Source organism: Streptomyces altiplanensis, from assembly GCF_053591575.1.
The window spans coordinates 1-20,086 of record NZ_JBSFUB010000072.1 but is presented as its reverse complement, the minus strand read 5'-3'; the positions used below and the strand labels follow the sequence as shown (position 1 = coordinate 20,086).

The 20,086-nt window shown below is 71.2% G+C and carries 18 protein-coding genes and 1 tRNA gene; 7 read left to right on the top strand and 12 right to left on the bottom strand.

Going from position 1 to position 20,086, the window contains the following annotated elements; all coding sequences use genetic code 11:
* Nucleotides 1-66: 66 nt before the first annotated feature.
* Genes ACWD0Y_RS26355 through ACWD0Y_RS26345 form a run of 3 tightly spaced genes read right to left on the bottom strand, consistent with a single transcriptional unit; the run spans nt 67 to nt 3,442 of the window.
* Complete coding sequence (locus ACWD0Y_RS26355; RefSeq protein WP_450262808.1) at nt 67-975, bottom strand: SDR family oxidoreductase; 909 nt, start codon at nt 973-975, stop codon at nt 67-69.
* On the bottom strand, nt 972-1,913 hold the full coding sequence (locus tag ACWD0Y_RS26350) for an alpha/beta fold hydrolase (RefSeq protein ID WP_450262807.1): 942 nt from the start codon (nt 1,911-1,913) through the stop codon (nt 972-974). The genes ACWD0Y_RS26355 and ACWD0Y_RS26350 overlap by 4 nt, the downstream gene beginning before the upstream one ends.
* Entirely contained in the window at nt 1,910-3,442 is a 1,533-nt protein-coding gene (locus tag ACWD0Y_RS26345; protein WP_450262806.1) for a flavin-containing monooxygenase, read from the bottom strand. The genes ACWD0Y_RS26350 and ACWD0Y_RS26345 overlap by 4 nt, the downstream gene beginning before the upstream one ends.
* A gap of 193 nt (nt 3,443-3,635) precedes the next feature.
* Here ACWD0Y_RS26345 and ACWD0Y_RS26340 point away from each other — a divergent pair, with 193 nt between their 5' ends.
* Nucleotides 3,636-4,352 (top strand): MerR family transcriptional regulator, encoded by a 717-nt coding sequence (locus tag ACWD0Y_RS26340; RefSeq protein ID WP_450262805.1) that lies wholly within the window; start codon nt 3,636-3,638, stop codon nt 4,350-4,352.
* 35 nt (nt 4,353-4,387) lie between these two features.
* Here ACWD0Y_RS26340 and ACWD0Y_RS26335 read toward each other — a convergent pair whose 3' ends face one another.
* The gene (locus tag ACWD0Y_RS26335) at nt 4,388-5,185 is read right to left on the bottom strand and encodes an exodeoxyribonuclease III (protein WP_450262804.1); all 798 of its coding nucleotides are present in this window, start codon (nt 5,183-5,185) and stop codon (nt 4,388-4,390) included.
* 65 nt (nt 5,186-5,250) lie between these two features.
* Between ACWD0Y_RS26335 and ACWD0Y_RS26330 the strand changes: the two genes are divergently transcribed.
* Nucleotides 5,251-5,733, top strand: coding sequence for a GNAT family N-acetyltransferase (locus ACWD0Y_RS26330; RefSeq protein WP_450262803.1), 483 nt, complete (start codon nt 5,251-5,253; stop codon nt 5,731-5,733).
* 123 nt (nt 5,734-5,856) lie between these two features.
* Nucleotides 5,857-7,326 (top strand): MFS transporter, encoded by a 1,470-nt coding sequence (locus ACWD0Y_RS26325; protein WP_450262802.1) that lies wholly within the window; start codon nt 5,857-5,859, stop codon nt 7,324-7,326.
* Between the two features lie 119 nt (nt 7,327-7,445).
* Here ACWD0Y_RS26325 and ACWD0Y_RS26320 read toward each other — a convergent pair.
* The 7 genes from ACWD0Y_RS26320 to galU all read right to left on the bottom strand — a co-directional run bounded on the left by ACWD0Y_RS26320 (nt 7,446) and on the right by galU (nt 12,804).
* Nucleotides 7,446-7,519, bottom strand: a tRNA-Ala gene (locus ACWD0Y_RS26320).
* 61 nt (nt 7,520-7,580) lie between these two features.
* Nucleotides 7,581-8,678, bottom strand: coding sequence for a divisome protein SepX/GlpR (sepX, locus tag ACWD0Y_RS26315; protein ID WP_450262801.1), 1,098 nt, complete (start codon nt 8,676-8,678; stop codon nt 7,581-7,583).
* 162 nt (nt 8,679-8,840) lie between these two features.
* On the bottom strand, nt 8,841-9,467 hold the full coding sequence (locus ACWD0Y_RS26310; RefSeq protein WP_450262821.1) for a GNAT family N-acetyltransferase: 627 nt from the start codon (nt 9,465-9,467) through the stop codon (nt 8,841-8,843).
* Nucleotides 9,464-10,057, bottom strand: coding sequence for a MogA/MoaB family molybdenum cofactor biosynthesis protein (locus tag ACWD0Y_RS26305; protein WP_450262800.1), 594 nt, complete (start codon nt 10,055-10,057; stop codon nt 9,464-9,466). Before ACWD0Y_RS26305 ends, ACWD0Y_RS26310 begins: the two co-directional genes overlap by 4 nt.
* A complete protein-coding gene (gene moaC, locus ACWD0Y_RS26300) occupies nt 10,054-10,533 on the bottom strand; it encodes a cyclic pyranopterin monophosphate synthase MoaC (protein WP_093800458.1) in 480 nt (159 codons plus the stop codon). The genes ACWD0Y_RS26305 and moaC overlap by 4 nt, the downstream gene beginning before the upstream one ends.
* Nucleotides 10,534-10,595: 62 nt before the next feature.
* Entirely contained in the window at nt 10,596-11,897 is a 1,302-nt protein-coding gene (glp, locus tag ACWD0Y_RS26295; protein WP_450262799.1) for a molybdotransferase-like divisome protein Glp, read from the bottom strand.
* A gap of 4 nt (nt 11,898-11,901) precedes the next feature.
* Nucleotides 11,902-12,804: a UTP--glucose-1-phosphate uridylyltransferase GalU gene (gene galU, locus ACWD0Y_RS26290; RefSeq protein ID WP_450262798.1), complete on the bottom strand. Its 903-nt coding sequence runs from the start codon at nt 12,802-12,804 to the stop codon at nt 11,902-11,904.
* 86 nt (nt 12,805-12,890) lie between these two features.
* Between galU and ACWD0Y_RS26285 the strand changes: the two genes are divergently transcribed.
* Nucleotides 12,891-13,481, top strand: a complete 591-nt coding sequence (locus ACWD0Y_RS26285; RefSeq protein ID WP_450262797.1) for a 5-formyltetrahydrofolate cyclo-ligase — start codon at nt 12,891-12,893, stop codon at nt 13,479-13,481.
* A 45-nt stretch (nt 13,482-13,526) separates the two neighbouring features.
* Here ACWD0Y_RS26285 and ACWD0Y_RS26280 read toward each other — a convergent pair whose 3' ends face one another.
* Nucleotides 13,527-16,343 carry a penicillin acylase family protein gene (locus ACWD0Y_RS26280; protein ID WP_450262796.1) on the bottom strand — a complete coding sequence of 939 codons (2,817 nt, stop codon included), beginning with the start codon at nt 16,341-16,343 and terminating at the stop codon, nt 13,527-13,529.
* 181 nt (nt 16,344-16,524) lie between these two features.
* Here ACWD0Y_RS26280 and ACWD0Y_RS26275 point away from each other — a divergent pair, with 181 nt between their 5' ends.
* The 3 genes from ACWD0Y_RS26275 to ACWD0Y_RS26265 all read left to right on the top strand — a co-directional run bounded on the left by ACWD0Y_RS26275 (nt 16,525) and on the right by ACWD0Y_RS26265 (nt 19,995).
* A complete protein-coding gene (locus tag ACWD0Y_RS26275) occupies nt 16,525-18,051 on the top strand; it encodes a potassium/proton antiporter (protein ID WP_450262795.1) in 1,527 nt (508 codons plus the stop codon).
* A gap of 255 nt (nt 18,052-18,306) precedes the next feature.
* Nucleotides 18,307-19,572, top strand: a complete 1,266-nt coding sequence (locus ACWD0Y_RS26270; RefSeq protein WP_450262794.1) for an MFS transporter — start codon at nt 18,307-18,309, stop codon at nt 19,570-19,572.
* 66 nt (nt 19,573-19,638) lie between these two features.
* Nucleotides 19,639-19,995: an FmdB family zinc ribbon protein gene (locus ACWD0Y_RS26265; RefSeq protein WP_450262793.1), complete on the top strand. Its 357-nt coding sequence runs from the start codon at nt 19,639-19,641 to the stop codon at nt 19,993-19,995.
* Nucleotides 19,996-20,086: the final 91 nt, after the last annotated feature.

The following is a 20,086-nucleotide window of genomic DNA, read 5'->3' as shown; positions in this document are numbered from 1 at the left end:
GGGCGTGTCGGCCCCCTTGGGCCTCGACCAGACTGACACGACCGGACATTCAGCGCATTTCGATCATTAACGCTGTGTACTCGGCGCGCGTTCCGTACCCTCCTCACGCGCCTTCTCGTCCGCCTCTCCCCCCGCCCCCACGAGTCCCTTCCCCACCCCCGCCAGCCGAGGCTCGAACCGCTTCATCTCCCGCTGCCCCACCACCCCGATGAGCGTCGGCAGGTACCCGCGCACGGACTGCATCCCCCGCAGCCACCACTGCGCGTACACGTGCGACGAACGCCGCTCGATGCCCGCGACGATCCGGTCGACCGCCGGACCGAGCGGGTACGTCCGGTTCGAGGGCCACGGCAGCCGCTGCCGCAACTCCCGCATCACATCGTCCTCGTCCGCGCCCCGCACCATGTCCGTGTCGGTCCACGACAGGTACCCGACCCCGACCCGCACCCCCCGGTACCCGACCTCGGCCCGCAACGCGTGCGCGAACGCCTCGACGCCCGACTTCGACGCGCAGTACGCCGTCATCATCGGCGCCGGCGTGATCGCGGCCAGCGACGCGATCTGGAGGAAGTACCCCCGGCTCTCCAGGAGCACCGGCAGGAACGCCCGCCCCGTCACCGCCCCGCCGATCAGGTTGACCTCGACGACCCGCCGCCAGGCGACCGGATCCGAGTCCACGAACGGACCCCCGGAAGCTACCCCCGCGTTGGCCACGACGATGTCGACCTTCCCGAACCGCTCCTTGACCTCCCGCGCGACCCGCGCCATCGCCTCGTGGTCGGTGACATCGGCGTGCCACCAGTCCGCGTCGGAGTGCAGCCGCCCCGCCACCTGCTTCAGCTCGTCCGGCTCCAGGCCGACCAGCGCCACCTTCGCGCCGCGCGCCGACAGCTTGCGGGCCAGCAGCTCGCCGACGCCCCGCGCCGCGCCCGTGACGACCGCGACCTGCCCCTCCAGGTTCCGCCTGCCGCTCATACGGTCTGCTCCTTCTCCTCGTCGCGGACGGTGGGGGTGACGTACGCGGTCACCAGTTCGCGGAGTTTCGCCGTGACGGCCTCCGGTGCCTCCACCGGCGTCATGTGCCCGACGCCGGCCAGCTCGGTGAGTCCCAGCGGATGCGGCAGCGCGGCCACGATCTCGCGGGCGTGCACGGGCGGCGTCAGCCGGTCGGCGGTCCCCGCGATGACAGCGGTGGGCACGTCCAGTTCCCGTATGCCCGCCACGAGATCGAGCTCGCCGAGCACGTGCGACCAGGCCACGCGCGAGGCCCGCGGGCAGGCGTGCACGATGCGGGCGCACTCCGCCACCCGCTCCGGCGAGGTCCCGGGCCCCATCGTCCCGTACCTGAGGATCGCCTTCGACAGCGCCGTGACGGGCCCCAGCGGCGCACGCGCCCCCAGCACCGCGCGCGTCATCCGCGTCCGCAGCCGGCCGGCCCGCATGGGCAGTACGAGCGACTCGGCGACCAGCCGCGAACTGCCCGTGCTGCACAGCAGAACGGCGGCCGCGTGCTCGCGGAACCCGGGCCGTCCGGCGGCGGCCATCATCGTCATGCCGCCCATGGAGTGCCCGGCCAGTACGGCCCGCTCGCCCGGCGCGAGGACGGTGGCGAGCACCGCTTCGAGGTCGTCGGCGAGGGCGTCCGTGCTGTAGCCGCCCGGCCCGACGGCGGGGGAACGCCCGTGTCCCCGCTGGTCGTAGACCACGACCCGGCACTCACCGGCGCCGGTGAGTGCGCGTATCTGCGCCGACCAGAAGAGCGTCGAGCAGGTCCAGCCGTGCGCCAGGACGAGCGCGGGGGCGCCCTCGGGCCCGTACACCTCCACGTGCAGCCGCGATCCGTCGGCGGAGACGGCGGTCAGCTCGCGCGAGGGGACGAGCGGCTCGCCTGCGGCCCGCGTCAGCCGGCTCATGCGACCGCCTCCGCGGCACCGGCGCCGGCGCCGGATCCGGCACCTGATCCGGCCGATGTCCGCGCCCGTATCACCTCGTACTCCACCATGTTCACTTCCCTCGTCGCGCGCCGGAACTCGCTCGGCGTCCCCGGCCAGATGGTGGTGTTGCGGCCGTTCGCGTCCAGGTACCAGCTGTCGCAGCCGCCCGTGTTCCACACGGTCCGCTTCATCCGGTCCTGCACCCGCCGGTTCCACGCGTGCACTGCCGAGGCCCGCGCGCCCAGCGCCGCCCTGCCGCCCAGGTCCGTCAACTGCCGCAGATAGTCGGCCATGTAGTTCAGCTGCGACTCGATCATCAGGATCATCGAGCTGTTCCCGAGCCCGGTGTTCGGCCCGATGATCGTCATCCAGTTCGGGAACCCGGCCGCCGTCGCGCCGCGCAGCGACTCCATCCCGTCCTTCCACGCCTCGGCGAGCGTGATGCCGTCCGCGCCCACCACCCGCTCGGCGATCGGCATGTCGGTGACGCGGAAGCCCGTGCCGAAGATGATCGCGTCGACTTCGGCCTCCGTCCCGTCGGCCGCCACGACCGTGGACCCGCGCACCTCCCGCAGCCCCGAGGCGACGACATCCACGTTCCGCTTCGCGAGCGCCGGATAGTACGAACTCGACAGCAGGATGCGCTTGCAGCCGATCCGGTACGACGGTGTCAGCTTGGCCCGCAGCGCCGGGTCCTTGATGGCCTTGGCCATGTTGGCCTTGGCGAGCGACTCGACGACGCCGAGCTGCCTGGGGTGCTTGGTGAACGCGGCGACCTGCAACTCCCGTATCCCGAAGAGCAGTCCGCGCCGCGCCTTCCCGGTGAACGGCAGCTGCCGGTGCAGCCACCGCTCGGGCCCGGTGATCGCCCGGTCCATCCGCGGCATCACCCACGGCGGTGTGCGCTGGAAGAGCGTCAGCTTCGCGACGTCGGGCTGGATCGACGGCACGATCTGGATCGCGGAAGCGCCCGTCCCGATCATCGCCACGCGCTTGCCGCGCAGGTCGTAACCGTGGTCCCACCGCGCCGAGTGGAAGACCTTGCCGGGGAAGCCGTCGAGTCCCGGCACGTCCGGAATCTTCGGGTCCGACAGCGGCCCGGTCGCGGACACCACCACGTCGGCGGTGATCGTGCCCTGCGCGGTCTCGATCTCCCAGCGCAGCTCGTCGCCGTCCCAGCGCATCATCCTCACTTCGTGGTCCAGCCGGATGTGCGGCCGCACCCCGAAGGTGTCGGTGACGTGCTCCAGGTACGCCCTGATGTGCTCCTGCCCGGAGAACGTGCGCGGCCAGTCGGGGTGGGGCGCGAAGGAGAACGAGTACAGATGGGAGGGCACGTCGCACGCACAGCCCGGATAACTGTTGTCCCGCCAGGTGCCGCCCACCGCGCCGGCGCGCTCCAGGACGACGAAGTCGGTGATCCCCTCGCGGCGCAGCCGGACCGCGGCGCCCAGGCCGCCGAATCCGGATCCGATCACCGCCACTCGTACGTGCTCGTGCTCGGCCATGCCGACGCCTCCCGCGGTCCCACGACTCTGCCAGCAATCACTGGCACGATTGGGAGAGTAGAGCAGCCGCGTACTCATGGGTAGGGGTCGGACACGAGGAAGTCGCGGAGGGGGTGCGCGAGGAAGCACCGGGGGAAGTGACATCAGCACGCACCGACCGCGGGTACCGGCGGTAGCGGCATAGGCTTCCCCCGTGGAAAGAGCCGCAGGAGCCCGTGAGTACCGCGTGGAGGAGCTGGCCAGGGAGGCCGGCATCACCGTGCGCACCCTGCGCTTCTACCGCGAGCGCAAGCTGCTGCCGCCGCCGCGCCGCGAGGGCCGTATCGCCTGGTACGACGACCGCCACCTGGCCCGGCTGCGCACCATCGCCGCCCTGCTGGCGCGCGGCCACACCCTGAACGGCATCGCGGACCTCACCACCGCCTTCGAGAGCGGCCGCGACGTCGGCGAACTCTTCGGCCGCGGCGAGGACGCCGCCCCCGCCAGCTGGACCGAGGAGACCCCGGTCCGGCTCTCCCCCGAGGACCTCGCCGACCACTTCGCGGGCGAGGTCACCCCGGAGAACCTCGCCGCGGCGCTCGACCTCGGCTATCTCGCCGTCGACGGCGAGGAGATCGTGCACATCAGCCGCCGCCTGCTGGACGTGTCGGCGGCCCTGGTGCGCGAGGGCGTACCGCTGGCGGCCGTGCTCCGGGCGGGCAAGGAGGTGCGGGAGCACGCGACGGCGATGGCGGAGATTTTCACGGCCATGGTCCGCTCCCACCTGACCGACGACGCACCGGACGGCGACGCACCGGGGAACGGTCTCGCCGCGCCCCTGGAACGTCTGCGCCCGCTCGCCAAGAGCGTGGTCGAGGCGGAGCTCTCGATGGCCCTGGACCGCCTGATCAGGGCCGAGAAGGACCTCTGAGCCGACCGGCCCGGCCGGTCCGGCCGGGCCGCGGCTCACTGCCCGAAGACCGCCGTCACCGGCGCGTGGTCCGACCAGCGCAGGTCGTAACTGGCCGCCCGCTCGACGTACGCCTTGACCGCCCGCGCGGCCAGCCCCGGCGTCGCCACCGCGTAGTCGATGCGCCATCCCGAGTCGTTGTCGAAAGCCTTCCCGCGGTAGGACCACCACGTGTACGGGCCCTCCTGGTCCGGATGCAGCGCCCGCACCACGTCGACGTACGCCGCCTCGTCGAACACCCGCGTCAGCCAGGCCCGCTCCTCCGGCAGGAACCCGGAGGACTTCCGGTTCGCCTTCCAGTTCTTGAGGTCGGCCTCCTGGTGGGCGATGTTCCAGTCGCCGCACACCAGCACCTCGCGCCCGTCCGCCGCCGCGCGCTCCTTCAGCCCCTTCAGGTACGGCAGGAACTCGTCCATGAACCGCACCTTCTCGTCCTGCCGCTCCGTACCGACCTCACCGGAGGGCAGGTACAGACTGGCGACCGTGACACCGGGCAGGTCCGCCTCGACGTACCGCCCGCTCCCGTCGAACTCGGCGCTGCCGAATCCGACCCGCACCCGCTCCGGCTCCCGCCGCGTGTAGAGAGAGACGCCCGCCCGCCCCTTCGCGGCGGCCGGGGCGTGCACGACGTGCCAGCCCTCGGGCTCGCGCACCTCGTCCGGGAGCTGCTGCGGTTCGGCCCGTACCTCCTGGAGGCAGATCACATCGGCGGAGGTCTCGGCCAGCCACGGCACGAAGCCCTTCTTGGCGGCGGCGCGCAGGCCGTTTACATTCACAGAGGTCACAGTGAGCACCCCGGCACAATACAGAGATGGAAAATCTCCCGGCGCCGAACCTGCATAGAAGTACGATACCCCGCATGAATATCCAGACGCGCCCGTACGACCACCCCGACGCCGTCAAGCTCGAAGCCGAGGTGCAGCAGGAGTACATCGAGCGCTACGACGGCGAGGGCGACACGACGCCCCTCGACCCCACCATGTTCGAGCCGCCGCGCGGCCTCTACCTCCTCGCGTACGACGACCGGGACCGCCCCGTCGCCAGCGGCGGCTGGCGCGCCCAGGACGAGAACGGCGAGGGCTACGCGGACGGCGACGCCGAACTCAAGCGCATGTACGTGATCCCCGACTGCCGCGGCCTCGGCCTGGCCCGCCGCATCCTCGCCGCCCTGGAGGACGACGCCCGCGCGGCCGGCCGCACGCGGATGGTCCTGGAGACCGGCACCGCACAGCCGGAGGCCATCGCCCTCTACACGTCCAGCGGTTACGCCCCGACCGAGAAGTTCGGCCACTTCCGCGACTACCCGGACAGCCGCTGCTTCGCCAAACCGCTGACGCCGTGACCCTGTTGGCGCCGTGACGCCGTGACGCCGTGACGGACACGGCGGAACACCGCCGCGCCCAAAAATGTTCCACAGACACACATTTGGCGCCCGTTCCCTCACCCCCGCCCGGAGGCCCCACGCATGACGCAGACGACGACCGACCGCCCCGCCCTCGTCGTCCCCGTACTGGCCTTCGCGGGAATCACCGTCGCCGTGATGCAGACCCTGCTCGTCCCGGTCATCAAGGACCTGCCCGTACTGCTCAGCACATCGCCGGGAAACGCCACTTGGGTGATGACCGCGACCCTCCTGGCGGGCGCTGTCGCCACACCCGTCATGGGCCGGCTCGGCGATCTCTTCGGCAAGCGGCGGATGCTGCTCGCCAGTCTCGCCGTCATGGTCGTCGGCTCGCTGGTCTGCGCGTTCACCGACGACCTCGTGACGATGGTGGCCGGCCGGGCGCTCCAGGGCTTCGCCATGGGCGCGATACCGCTCGGCATCGGCATCATGCGCGACGCGTTGCCGCGCGAGCGGCTCGGTTCGGCGATGGCGCTGATGAGTTCGTCGATCGGGGTGGGCGGCGGGCTCGCCCTGCCGGCCGCGGCCCTGGTCGCCCAGCACGCCGACTGGCACGCGCTGTTCCTCGGCGCGGCCGGTCTCGGCGTGCTGTCGATGCTGCTGACCGTTCTCGTCGTACCGGAGACTCCGGTGCGGGCCACCGGCCGGTTCGACGTACTCGGCGCGATCGGCCTGGCCGCGGGCCTGGTCTGCCTCCTCCTCCCGGTCACCAAGGGCGGCGACTGGGGCTGGACTTCGCCCACCACGCTCGGCCTGTTCGCCGCGGCGGCCGTCGTCCTCGGGCTGTGGGGCGTCATGGAGCTGCGGATCGAGGCCCCGCTGGTGGACCTGCGCACCAGCGCGCGCCGCGAGGTGCTGCTCACCAACCTCGCCTCCATCATGGTCGGCGTCGCCTTCTACGCCGTCTCCCTGGTCCTCCCCCAGCTGCTCCAGCTGCCCACGTCGACCGGTTACGGCCTCGGCCGGTCGATGGTGGTGGCGGGGCTGTGCGTGGCGCCGCTCGGCCTGACGATGATGTTCGTCGCCCCGGTCTACGCCCGCCTCTCCGCCCGGCGCGGCCCCAAGGCCACGCTGATGCTCGGCCTGCTGATCATCGCGGTCGGTTACGGCGCGGGCCTCGGCCTGATGAGCGCCGCCTGGCAGACCGTCGTCGTCTCGGTGACGCTGGGCGCCGGCATAGGGCTCGCCTACTCGTCGCTGCCCGCCCTGATCGTCGGCGCCGTCGACCCGTCGGAGACCGGCGCGGCCAACGGCCTGAACACCCTGATGCGTTCCATCGGCACGTCGGTGTCGAGCGCCGTGATCGGCATGGTCCTGGCCCACACCTCGGTCCGGACGGGCGGGGTCGCGGTGCCCAGCATGGAGGGTTTCCGCATCTCGTTCGCGATCGCCGCAGGCGCGGTCCTCGTCGGCCTGCTCCTGGCGGCGTTCCTTCCGTCACAGCGGAACACCGCGCGGCCGGAGCTGAGCGCCGCGCGGGCCCCGCGCGCGGACGCCGGCGCACCGGAGCCCCGGGCCCCGGCGCCCCGCTGAGCGGCCCGGGCCCGGACCGGGGCCGGGGCCGGTGGATCCCGGGACCGTCGCCCCCGGACCTCGCTCCGGAACATGCGAAGAGCCCCTACCGGTTTCCCGGTAGGGGCTCTTCGTTGCGGTGGACCTGTGGGGATTTGAACCCCAGACCCCCTCGATGCGAACGAGGTGCGCTACCAGACTGCGCCACAGGCCCTTGCAACGAGTGAAACTTTAGCACCTCGATCGGGGTGCTCGGTAATCCGCTCCCGCGCAGGTCACTCGTTGACCGCGCGCGGCCGGTCTCCGTCCTCGTACTGGTCGAAGAGCGGCGTGCGGCCGTGATCCCGGTCACGGCGCGCCGGGTTCGCGCGCCGGCGCGGGGCCGGGTCGGCGGCGGCCGGGGATTCGGGTGCGGGCGTCGGCTCGGCGGCGCTGGAGCGGGCCGAGCTCCAGGTGCCCGGGTCGCCGAAGTCGACGCCGCCCGTGGCACGCGGGGCGACGGGAGCGGTCACGTACGTCGGCAGCGGGACCGGGACCGGGTCCCAGCTCTCGCCGCGGGCCGAGCCGCGCTCCCGCTCGCGCTGCTGGTCCACCCATTCCGCGTGGTCCGTCTGCTCCACCAGTGCGCGCCTCCCCGCCTCCTGCGGGGACACGGCGGGCACCGGCTCGGGCTCCGGGCGTACGGCCGGCTCCTCGTCCGGCTCCGCGGAGACCGGCCGGCGGGCCGGGTGCGGGCGGCGCTCGCGCAGGCGCTGCGCCGCCGCCTCCGCCCTGCGCCGGTCCATGGTGAAGGCGAAGCGCCGCCGCTCGGTGGCCCGCAGATGCACGATGTACGTGCTCAGGAGTACGGCGGGGACGGCCGGCGCCCAGAGGAACTGGAGCCCGCCGACCGCCGCGACGATCGCGCCCAGGGTGAAGGCGAGGAAGAGGACCACGGTGGTGCGCCGGCGGCGCGCGAGGACCTTCGAGCGCCGGGCGCGTTCGGCGGCGGCACTCGCGGTGCGCGCGCGCCGTTCCTCCCGTCCCCGTTCCCGCGCTTCCTCGCGCGCGCTCTCAGGTGCGCCCTCCCGCGCGGCGGGGTGCTCCGTCTGCGTCGGGGGCACGGCGAAGGCCCGGACGTCGACGGAACTCAATCGGTCCGTGACGGCGTCCGGGTCCACGTCGGGTCCCGCCTCACCTGCGGCGCGTTCCTCCAGCTCCCTGGCGTACCGGCGCTCCATGGCCGCTCGTCCGGACAGCAGCCGGATGGCCGTGCTGAAGCGTTCGGTCGGACGGGCCTCGTTGAGCTCGTCCTGCCTGCGGAGCCACATCGGCACCAAGTAGGCGGCCCAGGCCCCGACGATGACTGCGTAGATGAGGCCGCTGCTGCTCACACCCCACACCGTAGAGGGGTTCGCGCAAGCCCATCCGCCAATTGAGCCGGTGTGTCGCACGATCTGGCTGATAACTCGAACTTTTTTTATGACTGATCGGATCAACAGACCGCTTTGTGGGTGCTTTTACAGTCAACAGCCGATCAAATTCGAACACTTATTTCATTTATGGGATGGGCCGGATCGTGCCTGGTGCCAGCGGGTGAGCAGTCCTTCGGGCACTTCTTCCGCCGTGAGCGCGTAGACCAGGTGGTCGCGCCACCCGCCGTCGATGTGGAGATATCGGGGCCGCAGGCCCTCCTCGCGGAATCCGAGTTTCTCCACGACCCTGCGGCTGGGCCCGTTCTCGGGGCGAATGCAGACCTCGACGCGGTGCAGACCGACCGTACGGAAGCAGTGGTCGACGGCGAGGGCGACGGCCGTCGGCATCACGCCGCGGCCCGCCACCTCGCGGTCCACCCAGTAACCGACGTGCCCCGAGCACATCGACCCCCAGGTGATCCCGGCGACCGTCAACTGGCCGACCAGCTGCCCCCGGTACTCGATGACGAAGGGCAGCATCCGGCCCGCGTTGGCCTCGGAGCGCAGGTGGCGGACCATCTGACGGTACGTCGGGCGCTGGGCCACCGGGCCCGCGGGCGCGGGCGGCGGGATCGTCGCCTCCCAGGGGCGCAGCCACTCGCGGTTGCGCCGGTTCACCTCGCGCCAGGCCCGCTGGTCGCGAAGTCTTATCGGACGGAGGGTGACATCGCCGTCCGTCAGCTCGACGGGCCAGGACGAAACGTTCAGCTCGGGCTCCCCGGTCGGGGGGATCCTGATCCGGATCCGGGGTGGTCGCCGCCCCTGATCTGGTCCACGGCGTGGAGCAGGAGGCGCTCCAGGACCGCGAGGCCGTCCCGTACGCCGCCGGTGGAACCCGGCAGGTTCACGATCAGGGTCCGGCCCGCGACGCCCGCCAGACCGCGGGAGAGCGCGGCGGTCGGGATCTTCGCCAGGCCCTCGGCGCGGACCGCCTCGGGGATGCCGGGGATGTCGTAGTCGAGGACGCGGCGGGTGGCTTCGGGGGTGCGGTCGGTCGGTGAGATGCCGGTGCCGCCCGTGGTGAGGATGACGTCGTACCCGGCGGTGACCCCGTCGCGCAGGGCCCGCTCCACCGGATCGCCGTCGGGGACCACCAGCGGTCCTTCGACCTCGAAGCCCAGGGCGCGCAGGCCCTCGGCGAGGACCGGGCCGCCCCGGTCGGCGTAGACGCCGGCGGAGGCGCGGTTGGAGGCCGTCACGACGAGGGCACGGCGCGGCGGCTGCGGCGCGGGGACCGGGACGGGTTCGGCCACCGGGCCGTGGCCGTACACCTCTCCGGCACGGGGGGCGGGGCTCATGAGCGGCTCCAGTCGCCGGACTTTCCGCCCGTCTTCTCCTCGACCCGTACGTCGGTGATGACCGCGCCCTTGTCGACCGCCTTCACCATGTCGATCACGGTGAGCGCGGCGACCGTGACGGCGGTCAGCGCCTCCATCTCGACGCCCGTACGGTCCGTCGTACGCACCGTGGCGGCGATCTCGACGGCGTCGTCGGCGACCGTGAGGTCGAGCTTCACACCGGAGAGCGCGAGCGGGTGGCAGAGCGGGATCAGGTCGGGCGTGCGCTTGGCGCCCATGATTCCGGCGATGCGGGCGGTGGCGAGGGCGTCGCCCTTGGGGACACCCTCGCCGCGCAGCAGCTCGACGACGCGCGGCGCGACAAGGACGCGTCCGGTGGCGCGCGCGGTGCGCGCGGTGACGTCCTTGGCCGAGACGTCGACCATGCGGGCCGCCCCCGCCTCGTCGATGTGCGTGAGCCGTTCGTGCGTACTCATTACGTGTGGTGCTCCCGGTCAGGGCCTGTGAGGGCAGACACGGTACTCCCACCGGCCCCGGGTCAGCCGAGCAGGACCACGTCGACCTCGGTGGCGGGCTCGACCTCGGTGGCGTCCTCCGGGACCGTGATCAGGGCGTTCGCGCGGGCGAGTGCGGCGATCAGATGGGATCCGGCGCCACCGACAGGGGTGACGGTGCCCGACTCCTCGTCGTACGTACCGCGCAGGAACTGGCGCTTTCCGGCGGGCGAGGAGAGCGGCTTGTCGGCGCTCAGGGCGGCGCGGGTCTTCGGGCGGTGCACGTCCTTCAGGCCCATCAGGGCGCGGATCGCCGGACGCACGAAGAGCTCGAAGGAGACGTACGACGAGACCGGGTTGCCGGGGAGGGCGAGCAGCGGCGTGTGCTCGGGGCCGATGGAGCCGAAGCCCTGGGGCTTGCCCGGCTGCATGGCGAGCTTGCGGAAGTCGATGCCGCTGCCGGGCTCGTCCTCGTCGCCCACGGAGGACAGCGCCTCCTTGACGACGTCGTACGCGCCGACGCTGACGCCGCCGGTCGTGACGATCATGTCGGCGCGGATCAGCTGGTCCTCGATGGTGGCGCGGAGCGTCTCGGCGTCGTCGGTGACGGCGCCGACGCGGTAGGCGATGGCTCCGGCGTCGCGGGCGGCGGCGGTCAGCGCGAAGCTGTTGGAGTCGTAGATCTGACCCGTGGCCAGCTCCAGCCCGGGCTGGACCAGTTCGCTGCCGGTGGACAGAACGACGACGCGGGGGCGGGGCCTGACCTTGACGGTGGCGCGGCCGATGGCGGCGAGCAGGCCGATCTGGGGCGGGCCCAGGACCGTACCGGTCTCCAGCGCGAGGTCGCCGGCCTGGACGTCGCTGCCGCGCGCGCGGACGTGCGCCCGCGCCTCGACGGGGCGGTGGACACGGACCTCGCCGGACGCGCCCTCGGGGGCACCGCTCGCGGCGCGCATGGTGTCGGCCGGACCGCCGCCCGTGCCGCCGTCGGTCCACTCGACCGGGACGACGGCCTCGGCGCCGGGCGGCAGCGGGGCGCCGGTCATGATGCGGGCGGCCTCGCCCGGGCCGACCATGAGCGTCCGGCCGCTGCCCGCCGCCACGTCACCGATGACGGTGAGGACGGCGGGGAACTCCTCGCTGGCACCCGCCACATCGCTCGTGCGGACCGCGTACCCGTCCATCGAGCTGTTGTCGAAGGGCGGCAGCGCGATCTGGACCGTGACGTCCTCGACGAGGACACAGCCCTGCGCGTCCGGAAGCTGCAGCTCGATGGGTTCGAGCGGCTTGACCGTGGCGAGGATGTCCTCGAGGTGTTCGTCGACAGACCAGATCGTGCTGCTCAAGGTGCTACATCTCCTCGGTCACGTAACTGCGAAGCCAGGTCCGGAACTCCGGCCCCAGGTCCTCACGTTCGCATGCGAGTCTGACAATGGCACGCAGATAGTCGCCCCGGTCGCCGGTGTCATAGCGGCGGCCCTTGAAGACGACGCCGTGCACCGGGCCGCCGGCCTTCTCGTCCTCGGCCAGGTGCTGGAGCGCGTCGGTGAGCTGGATCTCGCCGCCGCGGCCCGGCTCGGTCCTGCGCAGTATGCCGAAAACGGCAGGGTCCAGCACATAGCGGCCGATGACGGCGTAGTTGCTGGGCGCGTCGGCCGGGTCCGGCTTCTCGACCAGTCCGGTGACCCGTACGACGTCGCCCTCGACGGTCGGCTCGACGGCCGCCGATCCGTACATGTGGATCTGGGCGGGGTCGACCTCCATGAGGGCGACGACACTGCCGCCGTACTGTTCCTGGATCTCGATCATCCGGGCCAGCAGGGGGTCGCGCGGGTCGATCAGGTCGTCACCGAGGAGTACGGCGAAGGGCTGGTCGCCGACGTGCGGCGCGGCGCACAGGACGGCGTGGCCGAGGCCCTTGGGGTCGCCCTGGCGGACGTAGTGCATGGTGGCGAGGTCGCTCGACTCCTGCACCCTGGCGAGGCGTTCGGCGTCGCCCTTGCGCCCGAGGGCCGACTCCAGCTCGTAGTTGCGGTCGAAGTGGTCCTCCAGTGGGCGCTTGTTGCGGCCGGTGATCATGAGGACATCGGAAAGACCCGCGGTCACGGCCTCCTCGACCACGTACTGGATGGCGGGCTTGTCGACGACGGGCAGCATCTCCTTCGGAGTGGCCTTCGTCGCCGGCAGGAACCTCGTGCCGAGGCCGGCGGCGGGGATGACAGCCTTGGTGATCCCGGGGTGCGACTGAGTCATGGTCAGAACGATATCCGTTGCCTATGGGCGGAAGATGAGGATCCGGTCAGTAAATTCTCATACGAGCGATTTGTGGAGCCCCTGTGATGTGTGACGAGTCTGGCAAGGCCGGGTTGCGACGAGAACTACTCGACATGAGATCCCGGTTGACCAGGGATGACGTGGAGGAGGCCGGCGCGGCTCTGGCCCGCAGGGCGCTGGAGCTGCCGGAGCTCGCCGACGCCGGGACGGTCGCCGCGTACGTGTCGGTCGGGAGCGAGCCCGGCACCCGGGCGCTGCTGGACGCGCTGCGCGCGCGGGGCGTACGGGTGCTGCTCCCCGTACTCCTCGCGGACAACGACCTGGACTGGGCCCTGTACGAGGGCGCGGAGCGGCTCGCGCGCGCCCGGCTCGGGCTCCTGGAGCCGCGGGGCGCGCGGCTCGGCGTACAGGCCGTGGCGGAGGCCGACGCGGTGCTGCTGCCCGGGCTCGCGGTGGACGGACGCGGGGTGCGGCTCGGGCGTGGCGGCGGATCGTACGACCGGGTGCTCGCCCGGCTGGAGGCGGCGGGCGCGCACCCTCACCTGGTGGTGCTCCTGTACGACGAAGAGGTGGTCGCACGGGTCCCGAGGGAACCGCACGACCACCTCGTGAGCGCCGTGGTGACACCGGCCGCCGTCAGGCGCTTCCCGGCCTGAGGTCCCCGGCCCGGGGACCTCGGGCCGGGAACCCGGCCCGGCGTTCTACGGCCTGAGCACCAGTGTGTCGGTGGTGCTCTTCTCGACCGCCTCCTTGCCGAACGGCCAGTCGAGCAGCTCGCCCCTGGCCCACTTGTCGGTCTGGTCGGTGTAGTGCGCGCTGTACGCGTGGCCCGACGCGCCGGTGAGGTTGATCCAGCGGGACCGGTCGAGGTTGCCGAGGTTCACGACCATCCGCATGGACGGCACCCACATGACCTCGTAGCCGCCCGCCGCGTTCCAGCCGGTGGCGTTGACCGCCGCCTCGCCGCCGCCCAGGTTCCAGGGGCCGCGGTTGAGCAGCCACTGGAGGGCGCCGGGGCCGCTGGTTCCCAGGGTCTGGTTCTTCAGCGTGAGCTGGTGCAGACGGCCCCAGCTCCAGGAGTCGATGTCCTTGCCGAGCATGGCCGTCAGCTCCCAGCGGGCGTCCTTCAGCGCGCGGCCGAGCAGTTCGTCACGGGTGTCGGTCGCCTTGTCCAGACGGGTCTTCGGCGTCTGCCACCACTCGTTCTTCTCGTCCTTGAGCATCGTGCGGACGACCTCGTACCAGCGGTCGCCGCCGTCCGGCTGCGCCGAGTCCTTGGCGCGCTGCCCACACTCGCGCACGCGCTCGTCGAGGTCGTCGACCGGGCCCGTGCTGTCGGCGGGACGGACGCTGAGGCACTGCCCCTTGACCCGCAGCTCCTTGGGAAGCTTGTTGCCGAAGGCGAGCTTGAGGACGTTGCGCCACACGGCGTTGAAGTACGCGGCGCCCGCCGAGTCCGGCTCCTGGGTGTAGTCCCAGCCTTCGAGCAGCTTCTGCGTCTCGCGGACGTCCGGGTCCGACACGTCGATCTTCAGCAGGTAGGGCGTGAGCAGCTTGGCGATCTCGCTGCTGTTGTCCGTCTGCATGGTGCGCATGTCCTCGGTCGAGATCTTGCCGCCGTCGGCGATCTTCGACTCGATGAGGTCGTTGATCCGCTGGCTGCGCGCGCCGTAGCCCCAGTCCTCGGTGATGAGGTACGGGTACTTCTCCTTGTCGATCACGGCCTGGTTGGCGGTGACGATGTAGCCGCGCTTCGGGTTGTACTCGTACGGCAGCTCGGCCTGCGGGATGAAGCTCTTCCAGTTGTTGCGGGAGTCCCAGCCGGCGGCGGGCATGGTGCCGTCGTGGCCGGCGCCCCGGACCGGGATGCGGCCGGGGGCCTGGTAGCCGATGTTGCCCTGGGTGTCGGCGTAGATGAGGTTCTGGGACGGGACCTCGAAGTGGGCGGCGGCGGCGCGGAAGCTCTTGAAGTCCGTGGCCCGGTTCAGCTCGAACACGGCGTCCATGGACTTGCCGGGCATCAGCGCGGTCCACTTGAGGGAGATCCCGTAACCCTCGCCGCGGTCCGGGGCGGCGTTGGTGACCGGGGCCTTCTCGCCGACCTTCCCGAGCTCGTCGCTGCGGTCGGAGACCAGCGGGCCGTTGTTGGTGGAGCGGACGGTGATCTTCTTCGGCTTGCCGCCGGCGACCTTGATGGTCTCCTCGCGGGTCGTGAAGGGCTTCGTGCGGCCGTCGTAGAGGTAGCCGTCGTCCGAGACCTTCTCCAGGTAGAGGTCGGTGACGTCGGCGCCGAGGTTGGTGAAGCCCCAGGCGATGTTCTGGTTGTGACCGATTATCACGCCGGGCATGCCGGAGAAGGTGTAGCCCGCGGTGTCGTACTGGCAGGTCGGGGAGACCTTCCGGCAGTGCAGGCCCATCTGGTACCAGAGCGAGGGCAGCTGGGGCGCGAGGTGCGGGTCGTTGGCGAGCAGCGGCTTCTTGGTCGTCGTGTACGCGCCGGAGACGACCCAGGAGTTGGAGCCGATGCCGCTGCCGCTGGGGCCGAGCAGGGCCGGGATCTCGTCGAGGGCGTCGGAGACGCCGGAGAGCTGGGCCTGGAAGCCCTGGGCGGCGTCGGCGGCGCTGCCGCCGGTGCCGGTGCCCGTGCCCGTGCCGGTGCCCGTGCCGGTGCCCGTGCCGGTGCCGGTGCCGGTGCCCGCACCCGCCGTGCCGGTGCCGGCTCCGGTGCCCGCACCCGAGTCGGGTGACGCCTTCGGGTCGTACTTCTTCGTCGTCCCGTCGATCGCGCCCGCCTCGACGACCGGCTTGTTCCGGTCGTACGGATACGGCGGGTACAGGTCCTTGATCTGCTTCGGGCTCAGCCGGCTCGTCATCAGCGAACGGTCGATCTCGTCCTGCATGTTGCCGCGCAGGTCCCATGCCATGGCCTTGAGCCAGGCCACCGAGTCGACGGGCGTCCACTTCTCGGGCTTGTAGTCGTTGGTGAGCCCCAGAGCGGCGTACTCGACGGAGATCTCCTTGCCGTCGCGGCCTTCGAGGTAGGAGTTGACGCCGGCGGCATACGCCTGGAGGTACTTCTTCGTCTCCGGCGTGAGCTTGGTGTCGTACTCCTTCTGCGCGACCTCGCGCCAGCCGAGCGTACGCAGGAACGCGTCGGTCTCGACCTGGCCCGAACCGAACATCTCGGACAGCCGGCCCGACGTCATGTGACGGCGGACGTCCATCTCGTAGAAGCGGTCCTGCGCCTGGACGAAGCCCTGGGCGCGGAAGAGGTCTTCGTCGGTGGTCGCGTAGATCTGCGGAATGCCGTAGCTGTCGCGCTTGACGTCGACGGGCTCCGTCAGTCCGTCGATCTCGATCGACCCCGTGGTCTGGGGGAAGGAGGCGCGCACCGTGCTGATGCTCCAGTAGGTGCCGTAGCCGACACCCGCGACAAGGGCCAACACCAGCACGATCACGAGCAGACGGGCGCGACGCCCCTTCTTCTTGCGGGAAGAGGCGGTGGTGTTGGCGGGCATCGCTGTCCTTCGAGGGGCAGGGTGGTCCTGGAGTGCTGGAGCAACCATAGGCGCAGCGCTCCCGCGCTCCGGACTCGGTATCTCCAACCGTGATCGTACGGATGATCGAAGGCGTCAAGAAAACGTTAAAGATTAGGTAAGGTAACGAAGTACCGGTCGCCGGAGGAACGATCCGGCAGGCGTGCGACGGAAGGAACGGCCACTGACTGTCCACCAGCTCAACGAACTCCTGCTCATCTGCTCACTCGTGCTGCTCTTCGCCGTCGCGGCGGTGCGCATCTCGTCCCGGAGCGGGCTCCCCAGCCTGCTGCTGTACCTCGGGATCGGGGTCGCCATAGGGCAGGACGGCATCTTCGACGTCAAGTTCGACAACGCCGAACTGACGCAGGTGATCGGCTATGCCGCGCTCGTGGTGATTCTGGCCGAGGGCGGCCTGGGCACGAAGTGGAAAGAGATCAGGCCCGCCCTGCCCGCCGCGGTCGTCCTTTCGACCGTCGGCGTCGCGGTGAGCGTGGGCGTCACGGCGGCCGGCGCGCACTATCTCGTCGGTCTCGACTGGCGGCAGTCGCTGATCATCGGCGCGGTCGTCTCGTCGACGGACGCCGCCGCGGTCTTCTCCGTACTGCGCAAGGTGCCGCTGCCCTCCCGGATCACCGGTGTGCTGGAAGCGGAGTCGGGCTTCAACGACGCCCCGGTCGTGATCCTGGTGGTCGCCTTCTCGACGGTCGGCCCGGTGGACCACTGGTACGTACTGCTCGGCGAGATCGCCCTGGAACTGGCGATCGGTGCGGGCCTGGGGCTCGCGATGGGCTGGCTCGGGGCGTTCGCGCTGCGTCATGTGGCACTGCCCGCGTCCGGTCTCTACCCGATCGCGGTGATGGCGATCGCCGTATCGGCGTACGCCGCCGGAGCCATCGCGCACGGCAGTGGCTTCCTCGCCGTCTACCTGGCGGCGATGGTGCTGGGCAACTCCAGGCTGCCGCACTGGCCGGCGACGCGCGGGTTCGCGGACGGACTCGGCTGGATCGCGCAGATCGGCATGTTCGTCCTGCTCGGCCTGCTGGTGACGCCGCACGAGCTGCTGGCCGACTTCTGGCCCGCCGTGATGGTGGGACTGGTGCTCACGATGGTGGCGCGGCCCCTGGAGGTGCTGATCAGCCTGGCGCCGTTCCGCATCCCGTGGCAGGAGCAGGCCCTGATGTCCTGGGCCGGGCTGCGCGGCGCCGTGCCCATCATCCTGGCGACCATCCCCCTGGTGTCGGGCGTCGAGGGCAGCCACCGGATCTTCAACATCGTCTTCGTCCTCGTCGTCGTCTACACCCTCGTCCAGGGACCGACGCTGCCCTGGCTGGCGAAGTGGCTGCGGCTCGGCGACGACCCGTCCGAAGCCGCCGACCTGGGCATCGAGTCCGCCCCGCTGGAGCGGCTGCGCGGACACCTGCTGTCGGTCGCGATCCCCGAGAAGTCGAGGATGCACGGTGTGGAGGTGGCCGAGCTGCGGCTGCCGCACGGGGCCGCGGTCACCCTGGTCGTACGGGAGGGAACCAGCTTCGTACCGCTGCCGACGACGGTGCTGCGGCGCGGCGACGAGCTGCTCGTGGTGGCGACCGATCCGGTACGGGACGCCGCCGAGCGGCGGCTGCGGGCCGTCGGACAGGGCGGCAAGCTGGCCGGATGGCTGGGAACCGGTGGCATGAGCGCCCATTGATCGCAGGCCGTGTGACGTAATCCGTACGCATTCACAGGTGCGGCGGAAGCGATGCCCTGTAACATGAAGGTCTACTGATCGACCAACTCTGCCTGACGCAGAGCTGGCGCGACCGTACGGCGGCCGGCCCCTCGCAGTGGGTGTCCTGGTATCTACCGCCGGTCCTGCGCAAGAGGACAGCTCTCGGCGGCTCCCGCACGCACCCACCCCCGCGTGCACAGGGGAGCGTCACCAGGCGGCAGAAAGGCAAGGACCGTGTCCCACACGGTCACGACCCCCCGCCCCGGCTACGGGCAACTGCTGCGCACCCCCGGCGCATGGACGTACCTGCTGCCCGGGTTCCTGGCACGGCAGCCCTTCGCGATGCTGACGATCGGCATCGTGCTGCTGGTGCAGCACACCACCGGGTCGTACGGGAGCGCGGGCGCCGTCGCCGCCGTCACCGGCGTTTCCATGGCGCTGTTCGCGCCGCAGAGCGGCAAGCTGGCCGACCGTTTCGGACAGAGCGCCGTTCTGGTTCCGGGCGTTCTCGTGCACACCGCATCCGTCGTCACCCTGACGGTGCTGGCGCTCGCGGACGCGCCCCTGTGGGCGCTGTTCGTCGCGGCCGTTCCCACGGGCGCGTCCGTTCCGCAGATCGGCCCGATGGTGCGGGCCCGCTGGGCCGCCAAGCTGGAGGGCTCACCGCTGATGTCCACCGCCGCGGCCTTCGAGTCCGTCACCGACGAGTTCACCTTCGTGGTGGGACCGGTGCTCGCGACCGCGCTGTGCACCGGTGTGCACCCGGCGGCCGGCCTGGTCGCCGAGGCCGTCCTGACGCTGGTCGGCGGTCTGTTCTTCGCACTGCAGCGGCGTACGCAGCCGCGGGCCGGGCGCCTGTCCGCGTCCGAGGGACCGCGCGTCTCCGCGCTCTCCGTGCCCGGCGTGCGGGTGCTCGCGGTGGCCTTCCTCGGCATCGGCTCGGTCTTCGGGGGAATGCAGGTCTCCCTGACCGCGTTCTCGGAGGAGATCGGCAACCCCGGCGTGAACGGGCTGCTCTACGGAACGTTCGCCGCGGGCAACATGCTCGCCGGTATCGCGTGCGGCGCCATCGCCTGGAAGTCCGGGCCCCGGCGCCGCCTGATGGTCGGGTACGCCGCTCTGACACTGGCCGCGTCCGGGCTGTGGGCGGTGCACTCCGTGCCGCTGCTCGCTGGCCTGGGACTGCTGGTCGGCCTGTGCATCGCGCCCGCGCTGATCACCGGTTACACGATGGTCGAGACCCTGGTGCCCGCTTCGGTCCGTACCGAGGCGTTCACCTGGCTGACCGGCGCGGTGGCTCTGGGGCAGGCCGCAGGTGTCACGGTCGCGGGACGGCTGGCGGACGCGAGCGGTGCGAGCGCCGGATTCCTGGTGCCGCTGGTGGGCACCGCGCTCGCCCTCGCCACCCTGGTGGCGCTGCGCTCGCGGCTCGCGCCGAAGGCTCCGGGACGGGTCGCCGCACGTGGCGTGAGTCACCGAGTGCCGGTGACAGTGGACTGATCTCTCGGAATACGTCAGTATGGAACGTCGTTAGCACTCATTGAGTGAGAGTGCCAGGAGGAGCAAGTGCCGACCTACCAGTACCAGTGCACCGAATGCGGCGAAGGCCTCGAGGCGGTGCAGAAGTTCACCGATGACGCACTGACCGTGTGCCCGAGCTGTGAGGGACGCCTCAAGAAGGTGTTCTCCGCGGTCGGCATCGTCTTCAAGGGTTCCGGGTTCTACCGGAACGACAGCCGCGGCTCCTCGTCGAGCAGCACGCCGGCCACGTCGTCCTCGAAGGCCGGAGCCTCGTCGTCCTCGGGCTCCGACTCGAAGCCGGCCGCGTCGTCGACGAGCTCGTCCTCGGGCTCCAGCGGCTCGTCGGGTTCCGCCGGCTCGTCCAGCTCGTCCAGCTCTTCCAGCAGCACCTCGGCCGCCTAGGGCCTGTTGTGAAAGTGCTGGTCACAGCCATTCGTTGATGGCTGCGACCAGCACTGTTGCTTCGTAGCGGACGGCGAGTTTGTCGTATCGC